The 14229-nt window shown below is 68.0% G+C and carries 12 protein-coding genes; 6 read left to right on the forward strand and 6 right to left on the reverse strand.

What is annotated here, in order from left to right; all coding sequences use genetic code 11:
• Nucleotides 1-57: 57 nt before the first annotated feature.
• Nucleotides 58-1365: an MFS transporter gene (locus AC1DBQ_RS15735; RefSeq protein WP_476929397.1), complete on the reverse strand. Its 1308-nt coding sequence runs from the start codon at nucleotides 1363-1365 to the stop codon at nucleotides 58-60.
• Nucleotides 1366-1463: 98 nt separating this feature from the next.
• On the opposite strand from AC1DBQ_RS15735, the gene trmB reads away from it, so the two are divergent.
• A complete protein-coding gene (trmB, locus tag AC1DBQ_RS15740; RefSeq protein ID WP_476929398.1) occupies nucleotides 1464-2411 on the forward strand; it encodes a tRNA (guanosine(46)-N7)-methyltransferase TrmB in 948 nt (315 codons plus the stop codon).
• Between the two features lie 137 nt (nucleotides 2412-2548).
• Nucleotides 2549-3355, forward strand: a complete 807-nt coding sequence (locus AC1DBQ_RS15745; protein ID WP_476929399.1) for a DUF1206 domain-containing protein — start codon at nucleotides 2549-2551, stop codon at nucleotides 3353-3355.
• A 44-nt stretch (nucleotides 3356-3399) separates the two neighbouring features.
• On the opposite strand, the gene AC1DBQ_RS15750 is transcribed toward AC1DBQ_RS15745, so the two are convergent.
• Both AC1DBQ_RS15750 and AC1DBQ_RS15755 read right to left on the reverse strand, forming a co-directional pair.
• Nucleotides 3400-4083: an anti-sigma factor family protein gene (locus AC1DBQ_RS15750; RefSeq protein ID WP_476929400.1), complete on the reverse strand. Its 684-nt coding sequence runs from the start codon at nucleotides 4081-4083 to the stop codon at nucleotides 3400-3402.
• Nucleotides 4080-4589: a sigma-70 family RNA polymerase sigma factor gene (locus tag AC1DBQ_RS15755; protein ID WP_476929401.1), complete on the reverse strand. Its 510-nt coding sequence runs from the start codon at nucleotides 4587-4589 to the stop codon at nucleotides 4080-4082. Before AC1DBQ_RS15755 ends, AC1DBQ_RS15750 begins: the two co-directional genes overlap by 4 nt.
• Before the next feature lie 199 nt (nucleotides 4590-4788).
• On the opposite strand from AC1DBQ_RS15755, the gene AC1DBQ_RS15760 reads away from it, so the two are divergent.
• Entirely contained in the window at nucleotides 4789-5334 is a 546-nt protein-coding gene (locus tag AC1DBQ_RS15760) for a COG4315 family predicted lipoprotein (RefSeq protein WP_476929402.1), read from the forward strand.
• Nucleotides 5335-5439: 105 nt separating this feature from the next.
• On the opposite strand, the gene AC1DBQ_RS15765 is transcribed toward AC1DBQ_RS15760, so the two are convergent.
• Nucleotides 5440-6333 carry a DMP19 family protein gene (locus tag AC1DBQ_RS15765; protein ID WP_476929403.1) on the reverse strand — a complete coding sequence of 298 codons (894 nt, stop codon included), beginning with the start codon at nucleotides 6331-6333 and terminating at the stop codon, nucleotides 5440-5442.
• Between the two features lie 196 nt (nucleotides 6334-6529).
• Between AC1DBQ_RS15765 and AC1DBQ_RS15770 the strand changes: the two genes are divergently transcribed.
• Nucleotides 6530-9934, forward strand: coding sequence for a DEAD/DEAH box helicase (locus AC1DBQ_RS15770; RefSeq protein WP_476929404.1), 3405 nt, complete (start codon nucleotides 6530-6532; stop codon nucleotides 9932-9934).
• 36 nt (nucleotides 9935-9970) lie between these two features.
• Here AC1DBQ_RS15770 and AC1DBQ_RS15775 read toward each other — a convergent pair whose 3' ends face one another.
• Entirely contained in the window at nucleotides 9971-10411 is a 441-nt protein-coding gene (locus AC1DBQ_RS15775; RefSeq protein WP_476929405.1) for a hypothetical protein, read from the reverse strand.
• Nucleotides 10412-10420: 9 nt separating this feature from the next.
• Nucleotides 10421-12367 (reverse strand): primary-amine oxidase, encoded by a 1947-nt coding sequence (locus AC1DBQ_RS15780; RefSeq protein ID WP_476929406.1) that lies wholly within the window; start codon nucleotides 12365-12367, stop codon nucleotides 10421-10423.
• Nucleotides 12368-12485: 118 nt separating this feature from the next.
• Here AC1DBQ_RS15780 and AC1DBQ_RS15785 point away from each other — a divergent pair, with 118 nt between their 5' ends.
• Nucleotides 12486-13076, forward strand: a complete 591-nt coding sequence (locus AC1DBQ_RS15785) for a TetR/AcrR family transcriptional regulator (protein WP_476929407.1) — start codon at nucleotides 12486-12488, stop codon at nucleotides 13074-13076.
• A 124-nt stretch (nucleotides 13077-13200) separates the two neighbouring features.
• Nucleotides 13201-14172, forward strand: a complete 972-nt coding sequence (locus AC1DBQ_RS15790; RefSeq protein ID WP_476929408.1) for an AraC-like ligand-binding domain-containing protein — start codon at nucleotides 13201-13203, stop codon at nucleotides 14170-14172.
• Nucleotides 14173-14229 lie beyond the last annotated feature (57 nt).

Consider the following 14229-nt stretch of genomic DNA (forward strand, 5'->3'; position numbering starts at 1 on the left):
TGGCTCTTCTGGCGGGCTCAGAACAGCCATAACTGCCAGCGCATCGTGTTGAAGGGGTCAGCCGCCGACGAAACGGTCCCGCCCGGCCCGGTACCCGAACACGGCGGCCAGCGAGCMCACCAGCAGGAACAKCACGCCCGCCGCGGCAAAGGATCCGGTGGCCTGGTGGAGCTGGCCGACCAGGAGGGTGCCGCTGGAGCCAAGCCCGTAGCCCACGCCCTGCATCATGCCGGAGAGGTGGGACGCGGTGTGCCCGTCGCGGGTGCGGACCATGATCAGGGTCAGTGCGGCGGCGGTCAGGCTACCCTGGCCGAGGCCGAGCAGGCCGGTCCACAGCCAGAGGAATTCGGTGGGACCGAAGATGCTCAGCGCGAACCCTCCCCCGGTCATGAGGGCCACCACCGTGTTGATGGCGCGCTGGTCCCGGAAGCGTGTGGCCAGCGCCGGCGCGAACAGGGAGCCCAGCATCTGCAGCACAATCGAGGCCGCGACGATCAGGCCGGCGGTGCCGCCGTCCACACCCCGTTCGCGCAGGATCGGGGCCAGCCAGGCGAAAACGCTGAAGGACATCATGGCCTGCAGGACCATGAAGAGGGTCACCTGCCACGCGACCGCCGAGCGCCACACATTTACGCCGCCGTGTGAAGTCTGGTGCCGGGCGTGCCGCTGCMGGATGGCCAGCGGCAGGAACAGGAGAAGAACGACGCCGGCGGGCAGCGCCCAGAACCAAAGCGCGGCTGTCCACTGCCCGGTTGCCCGGAAAACGGGGAAGGTGAAGCCTGCACCCAGGGCAGCCGAGGCGCAGATCGCCGTGGTGTAGAGGCCTCCCATGAGGCCCAGGCGGTGCGGGAAGTCGCGCTTGACGACGCCGGGCAGCAGCACGTTGCAGAGCGAAATCGCGGCGCCGCACGCGGCGGTTCCGGCGAACAGGGCTGGCAGGTGACCGGCTCCCGGCAGCTCCACCGGCCGCAGCAGCAGCCCTCCAGTGAGCACCGCCATGGCACCGAGCAGCACACGCTCGGCGCCGAAGCGGCGAGCCAGGACAGGGGCGAGCGGGGCGAAGACCCCAAGCAGGGTCACCGGCACCGTGGTGAGGACGACGACGGCCCAGCTTGGCAGCCCGGCGTCCGCTGTCACCTCGGGCAGGACCGCGGAGAAACTCGAAAACACCGTGCGGAGGTTCAGCCCGATCAGGACCAGGCACACGCCCAGGTAGGCCAGGCTGCGGCGGCTGCCGACCCGGGTGGGTTCCGCCGCGGGAACGTCGTCGATCTCGGCGTCCACCAGCAGGCCAGGGCGGTCGTCGATCCCGATGCCGCTGACAGTGGGGTCCTGGGAGCTTTTCGGTACAGTCACGGACCCCATTCTGGCAGGCCCTTCGCCGGCTGCCGTGTCACCGTCGTCACTGTCCGCCCAATCCTGCCGATCACTTCGGTCGCCGGGTCTCCACTATTCTGGAAGGGATGAGTGAATCCCCAGAATCCCCCGAAACGTCGGAGCCCGGCGCCCCGGACGAGACACAGTTGCCCCGCCCCGTGACCCCGGGCAGCCAGGCCTCGTTCGGCACGTACGGGGGCCGTCCGGTCAGCTTCGTTCGCCGCGGCACACGCTTGCAGGGACGCCGGCAAGCCGCCTGGGAGGAGCACGCGGACCGCTGGGCGGTGGAGGTCCCGCGCCACGTCGCCAACACCTCGGTGCACCCGGACTACGTCTTCGATGCCGAAGCCGAATTCGGCCGCAAGGCTCCGCTTATTGTGGAGATCGGTTCCGGGCTGGGCGACGCCGTCTGCCACGCCGCCGAGGAAAACCCGGACAAGGACTTCCTGGCCGTGGAGGTCTACACCCCCGGCCTGGCGAACACCCTGATCAAKATCAACGGCCGCAAGCTGAGCAATGTCCGGGTGGTGGAGGCGAACGCCCCCGAGGTGCTCGCCACCATGCTGCCGGCCGGTTCCGTCACGGAACTGTGGGTGTTCTTTCCGGATCCGTGGCACAAGTCCCGGCACCACAAGCGCCGCCTCATCCAGCCGGCCTTCGCCGACCTCGCGGCCCGGGCCATCAGGCCCGGCGGCATCTTCCGGATCGCGACCGACTGGTCCAACTACGCCGTCCACGTCCGCGAGGTCATGGCGGGCTCCGCGGAGTTCGAGAACCTGCACGAGGGTGAGCGCGCCGGCGCGGAAAGCCCCCTGACCCAGGTATGGGAATCCGGCGTCGAATCCCGGGTGGGCGGAGCGCCCGTCAAGGAGGGCCGGGCGCCGGTCAGCACCGAACATACCGGACCCAACGAAGGCGTCGACGGGACCGGCGGCTGGGCGCCTCGGTTTGAGGGTCGGATCCTCACCAGCTTCGAGAACAAGGCCCACGAAGCCGGGCGCCTGATCTTCGATCTCAGCTACCGCCGCCGCTAGGCAGAACCTGCTCGCGAGAATCTGTTCCTGAACGCCTGCGCGTGGCACGATTACGGAAGAAGTTCGGTTATCGGGGCCGCCAGCGTTCCGGAACGGGGCTCGCCAGTTAGTACTAAGGAACGATCATCAAAGAAGAAATGAAGGACGCCGCGGACGTCGCCGAGGAAGTCACCAATTCCAAGCCGCTCGAAGTAGTGGCTCGGGCCGGGTTCGCCGTGTCGGGACTGCTGCACTTCCTCATCGGGCTGGTCGCAATCCGGCTCGCCATGGGCGGCCAGGGCCAGGCCGACGTCAGCGGCGCMGTGGAAGAACTGGCCGGGCAGCCGGCCGGGCCGTTGCTGCTCTGGACCTCGTTTGCCGCCTGCGTGGCACTGGCCATCTGGCAGGCCAGCGACGCCATTTTCGACTTCGAGCACCTGCCCACCAAGAAGAAGGTCGGCAAGAAGCTCAAAGCCGGCCTGCAGGCCGTGGTGTACACCGGGTTCGCCCTCACCCTGGCCTCGGTCGCCACCGGCGCACACGCCGACCACCGCCAGTCAACCAGCGACCTGACCATCAACCTGATGAAGGCGCCCGGCGGCGTCGCACTCCTGATTGTCATCGGCGCCGCCGTGGCCGTCACGGGGATCGTCTACGCGATCCGCGGCTTCCGGAAATCCTTCATCAAGTACCTGCGCATGCCGTCCCAGAAGCAGGCGCGCACCGCGGTGACGGTCATCGGCGTCGTGGGCTACGCCGMCAAGGGCTTCGCCCTGCTGCTGGTGGGCCTGCTCATCATCATCGCCACCGTGAAAGCCCACCCGGAAGAGTCCACCGGGCTCGACGGCAGCCTCAAGGCCCTGCGCGAGCAGCCGTTCGGCGTGTATCTGCTGGCCGMCGTCGGGGTCGGCCTGATCTGCTACGGCATCTACATGGCGGTGCGCGCCAAGCTCGCGAAGATGTAGGGCCCGGGCGTGACCTGCCCGGGCCCTTGCCGGAACGGTCTCGGCTAACCCTGCGGCACGGCGATGACGGCCACAGTCTGCTGCTGCTCATTGCGCATCTCGACGCTGGCGATCTTGGCCAATTGCACCGGCGTCGCCCCGGTGATCCGGACCTTTCCGGTGGGCGTGGCCGTCCATGCGCAGGCGCGGTCTTCGCCGCCGTCGCGGTCCTTCACCCACAGCGAGAGGGTTCCGTCGACGGGCAGGCTGCGGGCGTCCACCGCCAGTTCGGTGCCCCAGGTCTTCTTGACGAGTCCCACCGTGACCTCCAGCCCGCTGCTGGCCGTCACAGAGTAGCTAGCGTCAGGTTTGGCCGGMTGGTTCAGCAGCGGACCGGCCAGGATCCCCAGCGCCAGGCATGCGGCGGCGGCGCCGCCCACGGCCGCCACCCACCGGCGCCGCACCGTCCGGCGCCGGCGGCCGAGCTCGTCGAGCAGCCTGCGCGGGACCGGCACGGGTTCCGGCCGAACAAGCGCCCGGTCCCGTGCGTCCGCAGCCGCCGCCGTGAGTGCGACGGCGTCGGGCACCGGGACCGCGTCGAGCAGCGCGGGGAGGCTGGCGAGTTCGTCCAGTTCCTGCCGGCAGTCCGCACAGACGGCCAGGTGCTGTTCGAAGGCGGCGGCCTCGGCCGGTTCCAGCCCGCCGAGCAGATACGCGCCGAGGAGCTCGTGCAGCCCGCCGTCGTTCACCGCTGCACACCCATCTCGTCGAGAATTGTCCGCAGGGCCCGCACGGCGTAGAACGYCCGGGACTTCACCGTCCCGCTGGGGATCTTCAATTGGGCGGATGCCTCCTGGACCGTGCAGCGGCGGTAGTGAAGCGCCACCAGGACGTCGCGGTGCTCCGCGCTGAGCCGCAGGAGCGCCTCCTCCATCAGGACCTTGTTGAGTAGATCGTCGATGCGTCCGGCGGCGCCTGCGCCGTCGGTGGGGTCCGGAACTTCGCGGTCGCCGGTTTCCTGCGGGCGCCGCTGGGCCTTGCGATAGTTGTCGATCATGATGTTCCGGGCCGTCCGGAACAGGTAGCTGCGCAGGCTGCCGGTGATCTGCGGCGCCTGTTGCCAGACCCGCAGCACTGTCTCCTGGACGACGTCGTCGGCGAGCTGCGGGTCCCGGGAAGCGCTGAGGACGAACCGCTTCAAGGCCGCACCGTGGTCGCGGTAGATGGCGGCCACGACGTCCTCGTCCAGCGGCATGCCCCACCTCCCGGGAATTGTGCTCTGCCCCCTGTAAGACGTACGGGCGCGCCCAATAGTTCAGTGTGCCCCGCGTCTGCGCTGACATGAACAGGGACGTGTCCACGACAGCCCCAAATGAACCATTCCGCATGCCCCATACGTCTTAGCAAGTAGCGCCGGCCTGGCGAGTCGGGCTGGCTCGAGTCAAGGAGCAGCAATGAAGAAGCACCTCAGCCTAGGCTTGTCCGCGTTCGCCCTTGCCGCGCTATTGTCCGGCTGTGGCGGCGCGACCTCGACGGCGCCGACGTCGGCAGCGCCGGCCMCCTCCTCGGCGGCCGCGTCCACTCCCATGGAGTCGTCCGGCAGCGCGGCGGCGAGTTCGACGCCCATGACCGCGGCGGAGCTCAAGACAGCCGCGTCCACGGCAGGTCAGATCGTGGTGGACGCCAAGGGCATGAGCGTCTACGTCTTCACCAAGGACATGAAGGGCGGCACTACCAGCGCCTGCACCGGCGACTGTGCGGCCTCGTGGCCCGCTGTCACGACGACGTCGGCTGCCCCCGCCGTTGAYGGCGTCACCGGCACGGTCGGAACCATCGCCACCCCTGACGGGAAGAAGCAGATGACCATCAACGGGATGCCCCTCTACTACTTCGGGAAGGACCAGGCCGCCGGAGACATCCTGGGCCAGGGCGTCGGCGGGGTCTGGTACCTCGTGACACCGTCCGGTGAGATGATCAAGGCCGCGGCGGGCGGCTACTAAAAGGCCCGCGGGRAGGCCTCCGGGCCGCAGTGAGGGGTCGCCGGCAGTGGCAGTCTCGGCGGCAGCGCGCAATGGCGCCGCCACCGAGACCGAAGAGAAAGCCCTTTAGGCGTCGGCCTCCTCGAACTCCACGGCCGCGAGGATCTCGTTGGTCCGCGGGTTCAGCATGAACGCCTCGTCGTCGTCTTCGAGCATGAGGAATTCGCCCTGTTCGGTGGTGAAGTGCCAGGCCAGGGTGGTCTCCCCGTTGTGCTCATAGTTGGGATCGCCCATGGTGATCCGTTCCAGGCTGTGCCCGGCGATGTCGCACAGCTCCCGGATAATCTGTTCGAACTCCGGCGCGTCCAGAAGGGCTTCGGCCGCGGCGGCGGCCTGGCGCTCTGCGAGGTCGGGGATGCGGGCCACCCTGCCGGCGATGTGGGCATCGAGGTCGTCGTCGGCAAGGACCAGCAGGTCCGGCTGGTCGCGCAGCCACGCGGCGTTCAGTGCCACGATGTCCTCCGCTGCGAGGACCGAATCGAATTCCCCGTCCAGGTCTTCAATGCGCCGCACGGCGTCGGAGACGTCATCCTCCGGGTCGTCGGCCTCCGTGTCGCCTCCGGCGACCCAGCTGCTGCCGCCGTCGAGGTAGGTGTCGACGTCGGTGTCGGTCAGGGCGCCGAAAGCCGCCACCGTGCGGTTGAAGAGGTCCAGATGCGCGGCCGCGCCCATGCCCGCCAGCCCTTCCCGGACATAGGGATCGATTTCCTCGCGTTCCGGCGCGGTGAACACGTACTGCGCGAAGCCGCCAGCCTGCGCCTGCGTCAGGTAGAAGTCCACGTAGTAGCTGCGCAGCGCGGTCGGGGAGATCTCGTCCACATGCAGCAACTCCTCGAACATGGCGTTGACCACGTTGACGTTGGCGTCGACGACGTCCTCGTTGCCACCCCTGAGGCTTTCCGTCGTCAGCACGGTCGGGTAGCTGTGGGCGGACTGGGTGGTGGGCTCACCGTTGGTCATGCGAAATCCTTACTGCTGGAACTGCTGATACTCCGGACCCCTCCACGGTAGGTCCGTCGTCCCTGCCGGCAGCCATGCCCCAGTTGAACGTCAGGCGAAGTTTGGGGGATGTTCCCCCGGCGGCCGGCGACGTTCCGGGGACCTTAAAGGCTCGCTAAGATGGATCAGATGACCTCCTGCCGAAAGTAGCGCGCACATGCCATCCCATCCGGACGAGAGTGCGGCACTGGCAATTCAGACTCCCGCGATCAACGACCGCTCCCTTGCGGCCGGGCTTGCTTACGCCATGGGGAGCCGCGTTTCCGGAATGTCCTTCGATGCCGCCACCGGGCTGCTCCTGGGCAAGGTGCGGGGCGGCTCCGACGTTCCCTACTCAACGACGGCCAAGCTCGTTCGGAAGACCGGCGGCTGGAGCTGCACGGTGGGCGTCTGCAGCTGCCCGGTGCGCAAGGATTGCAAACACGTGGCTGCCCTGCTGTTCTCAGCCGAAGACAACCCGGCCATCCGGATCCAGCTGCTGGCCCCGGCGGAGTCCACGCGGCTGTCCCGCCAGAGCGCGCCGCCGGAGCTGGCCGACTGGGAGCAGGCGCTCAGTCCGCTGATCGCCAGCCCGGGCATCACCCCGTCCGCCAACGGCACGCCCCTGGCGCTCCAGTTCGACGTCGAGGAACCCGCCCCGCATTTTTCCTACACCGGCCGCCGCGATCCGCTCCGCAGCGTCCGCCAGCTCAAGGCACGGCCCGTGATCATGGGGGCCAAGGKCAAGTGGATCCGCGGCKACGTCTCCTGGAGCACGCTGAGCTACCTGAACTACCGGCGTGAATGCAACGAGGCGCATGTGGAGTGGATGCAGGAGTTCCTCGCCTCGCACACCGCAGTGGCGAACCGCCAGCATGCGGGCACCGGACTGTGGCTGGGGCTCAACACCTACGCCGGCAAGAACCTGTGGAGCCTGCTGTCCCAGGCCCAGAAGATCGGCCTCGCCCTGGTGCACAGCCGCGGCACGGAGCCGGTGCGGTTCGTTCAGGAGCCGGCCGCCGTCGGGCTCAACCTGGCGCGGTTCGGCGCCGGCGGGGACGACGGCGGCCTGGAACTCGCGCCGACCATCACGGTGGAAGGCGAAGTGGTGGATCCGGCGTCAGTGGGGACCATCRGCCGCCCGGCGCACGGAATCTTCCTGACGTCCGACGGCGGCGCCCTGCCCGGCGTCGCGCCGACCGACCCCATCATCACGCTCGCCCCGCTGGAAAGCGGGCTCAGCGAGGAACTGCTGACCTTCGTCACGGGCGGGACCACCCTGCACATCCCTGCCMGGGACGAAAGCCGCTTCCTGACCGGTTTCTACCCCAAACTCAAGCAGACCGCCCGGGTAACGGCCTCGGACGAGTCCGTGGAACTGCCCGCGCTTGCCGTCCCCAGCCTGTCCTTGCTGGCCAACTACGGTGCCGACCACCGGGTCCGGCTGCACTGGGAATGGCATTACAAGTCCGGGAACCTCGTCACGGCGCAGCCGTTGTGGCGGCATCCGGGCGACCACGGMTACCGGGACGACCCCGCCGAAGCCCGAATCCTGGAAGCCGTCGGGCAACCCTGGGACGTGGTCCCGGCCCTGGGCGAATCCGCGACCGGAGGCTGGGGCACGCCGCGCCTGGCGGCCACGGCGGAACTGTCCGGGCTGGACACGCTCGCCTTCACCGAGGACGTGCTCCCCCGGCTCCGCGACCTCCCCGATGTCGCGGTGGACACCTCCGGCGAAATCGCGGACTACCGCGAAGCCGAGGAAGCGCCCGTGGTCGCGATCTCCACGAAGGCTACGGACAGCCGCGACTGGTTCGATCTGGGCATCGTCATCACCCTGGAAGGCCAGCCGGTGTCCTTCGCGGCGCTGTTTTCCGCCCTCGCGGCCGGGCAGACCCGCATGCTGCTGCCCAGCGGGGCGTACTTCTCCCTGGACCTGCCGGAGCTGCACCAGCTGCGGGCACTGATCGATGAGGCCCGCTCGCTGCAGGACAACCCGGGCGACAAAGACGCGCCCCTGCAGATCAGCCGCTTCCAGGCCGGACTGTGGGACGAGCTCGCGCACCTCGGCATCGTCGACGAACAGGCGGCCGCCTGGCGCGAATCCGTTGGCGGCCTGCTGGAAGGCGACATCAAGGGGCTGCCGCTACCCGCGACGCTGAACGCCGAGCTGCGCCCGTATCAGCTGGAAGGCTTCAACTGGCTGAGCTTCCTGTACCGCCACGGGCTCGGCGGCGTGCTGGCTGACGACATGGGCCTGGGCAAGACGGTCCAGGCCCTGGCATTGATCTGCGCCGCGAAGGATGCGGCCACAGGAGATGAAGCCCAGTCCGACGCCGGGACCGCACCCTTCCTCGTCGTCGCCCCCACCAGCGTGGTGGGCAACTGGGAGGCTGAGACGGCGCGGTTCGCGMCGGGACTGACGGTGCGTGCCATCGGCGAAACTTTCGCCAAGAACGGTGCGGACCCGGCCGAGGCGATGGCCGGCGCAGACATCATCATCACCTCCTATGCCCTGTTCCGGATCGACTACGAGGCCTATGCGTCCCGGACCTGGGCCGGGCTGGTTCTGGATGAGGCCCAGTTCGTCAAGAACCACCAGTCCAAGGCCTACCAGTGCGCCCGCAAGCTGCCGGCCGCCTTCAAACTCGCCATCACCGGCACCCCGCTGGAGAACAACCTGATGGAGTTCTKGGCACTGACCTCGATCGTGGCGCCMGGGCTCTTTTCCAGCCCCAAACGGTTCGCCGAGTATTACCAGAAGCCGGTGGAAAAGAACGCMGACAAGGCACAGCTGGACAAGCTCCGGCGCCGGGTCCGGCCGCTCATGATGCGGCGCACCAAGGAACAGGTCATCCGGGACCTGCCGCCCAAGCAGGAGCAGATCCTGGAAGTCGTRCTGAATCCGCGGCACCAGAAGGTCTACCAGATGCACCTGCAGCGGGAACGCCAAAAGATCCTGGGCCTGATTGACGACGTCAACAAGAACCGCTTCACCATCTTCCAGTCGCTGACCCTGCTCCGGCAGCTCAGCCTGGACCCGTCGCTGATCGACCCCTCGCTCTCCGGCGTACGGGCCAGCAAGCTCGATGTCCTGTTCGAGCAGCTCGCGGACCTCGTGGCCGAAGGCCACCGGGCCCTGATCTTCAGCCAGTTCACCGGTTTCCTGGGCAAAGTCCGGGAGCGCCTGGTCGAGGAGAACATCGAGTTCTGCTACCTCGACGGCAGCACGCGCAACCGCTCCGACGTCGTGAACGAGTTCAAGAACGGCGCCGCACCGGTGTTCCTCATCAGCCTCAAGGCCGGCGGGTTCGGCCTGAACCTGACCGAGGCCGACTACGTGTTCCTGCTGGACCCGTGGTGGAACCCGGCGTCGGAGGCCCAGGCCGTGGACCGGACCCACCGGATCGGCCAGGCCCGGAACGTCATGGTCTACCGGCTGGTCGCCAAGGACACGATCGAGGAGAAGGTCATGGCGCTCAAGGCGAAGAAATCCCAGCTCTTCGCCGACGTCATGGAAGGCGATGCGCTCACCGGCGGCGCCCTGACCGCCGAGGACCTGGCGGGGCTCTTCAACGACTGACACGGTTGACCCGCGCCCCGGCCGGGTCCCCGGACTTCAGCCGCGGGGCCGGGTCCGGAGCCGGGCCAAGAGCGTCGCGGCGAGCAGCGCCGTCGTCATTTCCAGCACGATGACCGCCAGCAGCGCACCGGCACCGGACGGCGCCGCACCGGAGGCTGCGGCCGCGGCGCCATGATGGCTGTGGCCCCCGGCGCCGGATCCGACGCCGAGGAGCAGAACCGCGTGTACCCCGGTCATCACCAGTGCCGAGGCCATGACCTGGCGCAGGGAGCTGACCCGTCCGTGGCGCCAGATGTGCACGGCGCACGGCAGGCACACCGCCACCATGGCGAGCATGAGCACGTTCAGCAAGGTCCCGTGCTGGTTCCCGGCGACAAGCCACAGGTGCGCGAGGCACGACCCCGCCGTCACGGCGGCGCAGATCCGGGGATGGAGCACGATGCCGGACCGGCGGGCCCATCTGAGGGCGACACTCACGGCGTCGGACTAGCTGTGGCAGTGGCCGCCGGCGTCGCCATGGCAACCGGAGGACTGCTGGGCGTTGGCGGGCACATCCAGGACGGGGCTGCGGTCAAAGAAGCCCTCGGGACGCAGCTTGAAGCCGGCCGTGTCCACGGGCATGATCGGCCAGTCCTCGGGCCGCGGGAAGTGGGTGAGGCCGAAGGTATGCCAGAGAACGATGTCCTGGCCGTCCAGGTCCCGGTCCTGTGCCACGTAGGCCGGCAGACCGGCTCCGCCGGCGTGCTGGTTCACGAAGTCGCCCGTGGGGTACATCTCGCCTTCGGCGAACCGGGTCACCCAGAGGTCYTTCGTGGCAAAGGCAGCGCGCCGGGCGATGGAAGACTCCGGGTCCGCCAGCAGCGTGGGCTGCGCTTCGGCATGGAGCTTGTAGGCCACGGGCTCGCCGAGGCGGTTGCGCGATTCCGGGTTGGAGATGACCCAGGTCCGGCCGCTGCGGGCGTCGGCCTCGCGGGCGCCCTCGGATTCACGGGCGATCACGGTGCGCTTCCGGGAGAAGGCGTTGCCGCGTTCGTTGCCTTCGCCCATCGCCTGCCGGACCACGTCTTCTTCCTCAACCCGGTTGGTGAGGCCGTCGATCGCCATATCCAGGCGGGCGCTGAACAGGTGCTGGTGGTACGGGGCGCCCAGGCCCGGAGCGAGCTGGGAGATGTTGGCCGATCCGCCCTCCGGGTAGGCGGAGGTGAAGACGACGCCGGTGGCCTTGGCCTCGAACTCAATGGTGCCGTCGAGGTAGAGGTACCAGTAGAAGCCGTAGTCGTAGTTACCAATGGTGGTGAAGAAGGAGATCACCAGGCGGCGGTTGCGGCGGGTGTAGTTGATGCCCGTCCAGAGGTCACTGTGCTTGGCCAGGATCCCCCAGTCTTCTTCGTGCATGCAGATGCCGTTGCGGATCTCGCGGGGGTTGCCGAAGGCGTCACTGATGACGGGGCTGAGGTACGTGATCTCGCCGAGGCAGTCGCAACCAAGCTCCAGGGAGTTCGCGTACTGGCCCACGAGGTATTCGCCGGTATCGAAGTAGTTCTGCCAGGACCGGATCGGCGACGGGTCCCCGTACGGGACCACCATTTCGGCGATCGACGCCCGGTTGATGACGGGACGCAGCCGGTCGCCGTCCTGGAACGCAAGATTGTGGAGMACCACGCCTTCGCGGACATCGAAGCCGACGTCGACGCTCCACTTTTCCCAGTCGATGTGATTCCCGCCGGTGACGGTGAAGCTGGGCCCCTCCGGCTGGGTGATGTTGATGGGCTTCTGCGTGGTCCGCAGCGGCCCGGTCAGCTCAGGATCCGTGTAGTTGCCGTGTTCGGCGGGAACCGGAACGACGCCGGTATCCAGCACCTGCGTGACTTCCTTGCTGACGACGTCGACGTACGCCACGAGACCGTCCACGGGGTGCGCCCAGGCGCTGTCTTCCGGGAAATCCTGAACGAAGGCCAGGCCCCGGAKGATCCGGCGTCCTCTTTCCTCCGGGTACTCGAACACACCGGCAGACAGCGGTGCGACGCGGACCTTGCTGACGTCCAGGCCGCGGCTGGCCAGCGCCTTGAGCCACCGCTCGTCCCCGGCCAGGAGCTGTTCGACCACCTCGAACTCCTCCTCCAGGACGGGGAGCTCGCCGGTCTCGGCCGTGTCCAGCTCCACGACAGAAACCACCGCACCGCCGGACACCGAGACCGTCACGTCGGCCGGGCGCCCTCCCGAGACGTCGTGGAGGAAGACCCGGAACCGGCGGTCCTCGCTTCCCTCCGGCGCGTTCCTGGCGGGGTCCACCAGGCCCAGGTACGCGATGCGCTTGGTCTCGCCCAGCAGGCCCGCCGCCCGCAGGATGCCTTGGACTGCAGTGATTTCGGCGTCCGCGGCCAGACTGTACGGGCCATACGGAGTGCGGGTGTCAGTTTGTGCGGTCATCATGACGGCCTTCGATCGGGGACCCTGGCGGGTCAGAACTTTATTTTCTATACTTGTAGAGAATACGGAAATGTAAGCTGTGCCACAAGAGTCCGACGCAAAATAATTGGGGAGCTGTCCGGTGCCAAAGATTGTCGACCACGACCAGCGGCGGCTCGAACTCGTCGACGCCACATGGCGGATTATCGCCCGGCTCGGTATCGAAAGTGCCACCATGCGGGAAATTGCCCTCGAGGCCGGCTTTGCGAACGGCGCCCTCAAGCCGTACTTTCCCACCAAGGATGACCTMCTGACCTTCGCGTTCGGGCACGTCTTCAACCGCACCAACGAGCGCATCGCGGAAGTCACGGCCGGGCAGGCMGGGCTCGCGGCCCTGCGGGCATTTTGCGTTGAGGTGCTGCCGCTGGATGAGGAGCGGATCAATGAGGCCCGGATTGTCATCCCGTTCTGGCAGAAGGCCATCAACGACCCCGACAAGGCCCGGATCCACCGKGATTCGATGGAGCAGTGGCTTGCGGCCATGCGACAGTACCTGGCCGAGGCCCGGCAGGCCGGGGCCGTCACCACCGCCGTCCACGACGCCGCCCTGGCCGGCCAGCTGCTCAACCTCCTCCTCGGCGCGCAGATCGCGGCGGCACTCGCCCCGGAAGGCCAGGTGGAACTCGGGCTGAACGAGCAGCTCGAGGGATTCCTGACGCTGCTGGCCTGCTAGGCGCCCTCGAGCATTTTTTTCGCCAGCTGTCGAAAAAAGATGACATCGACGGGCTGCGGCGCTAGCCTGAAGAGAGTGTGTCCTATGACACAGTCCCCCAAATACGACGGCGTCAGGATCTTCGATGACCGCAGTTGCAGCCCGCCCTTCGTCCAGCCCCGCCGGACAGGACGTCCACACCAGCACGGCAGCTTCCTTCGAGCACTGGAGGCACCTMATCGCGGAGTCCTTCGTTCCCTTGGGCGCCTCGAGCAGGGATCCGGACAACTTCCGCGGCCGCATGCGGGCCCGCAGACTGGACCGCGTGGCGGTCGTCGAAGTCTCCTCCACGAGCCACGAGGTCCACCGCACTCCGGCGCTGATTGCCCAGTCCAACCAGCGCTACTTCAAGCTCAATCTCCAGCTGCAGGGCACCGGGCTCCTCATCCAGGACAACCGCGAAGCCCTCCTGCGCCCCGGCGACCTCTCCATCTACGACACCAGCCGGCCCTACACGCTTGCCTTCGAGGGGGACGCGCGGCTCATGGTGGTGATGTTCCCCTGGGACGCGCTTTCCCTGCCGGCGGACTGCATCGCTCAGCTTTCGGCCGTGCGGATGGCGGCGGACGGCGGCCTCGCCGCGATCGTCGGGCCGTTCATCTCGCACCTCGCGGAGAACCTGGATGCGCTGAGCGGCCCGAGCGGCTCCCGCCTTGCCACGAACGCCCTCGATCTCGTCTCCACGATGCTGCACTCGGAACTGGACATGTCCCCGGACCGGATGCGGCCCCAGGCCCTCATGGCGGCCTCCGTCCGCGAGTACATCGACGCCAATCTGGCCGATCCCATGCTCTCGCCCGCATCCATCGCGGCGGCCCATTTCATCTCCACGCGGCACCTGCACAATGTCTTCCATGAATCCGGGACCACCGTGGCGAGCTGGATCCGGACCCAGCGGCTGGAAGGGGCGCGCCGCGAACTGCGGGATCCGCTCCTGGCCGGTATGCCGGTGGGGGCCGTGGCCGCGCGCTGGGGCTTCCTGGATGCCGCCCACTTCAGCCGTACCTTCCGTGATGCCTTCGGCGAATCCCCCAGCGACTGGCGGMGCGGCGCCTGACMCTRGCCTTCACCCGGTTTCGGACACAGAAGGGGCGGTGCCGGATCTGTCCGGCAC

The sequence above is a fragment of the Arthrobacter sp. 10T413_2 genome (genome assembly GCF_056394205.1).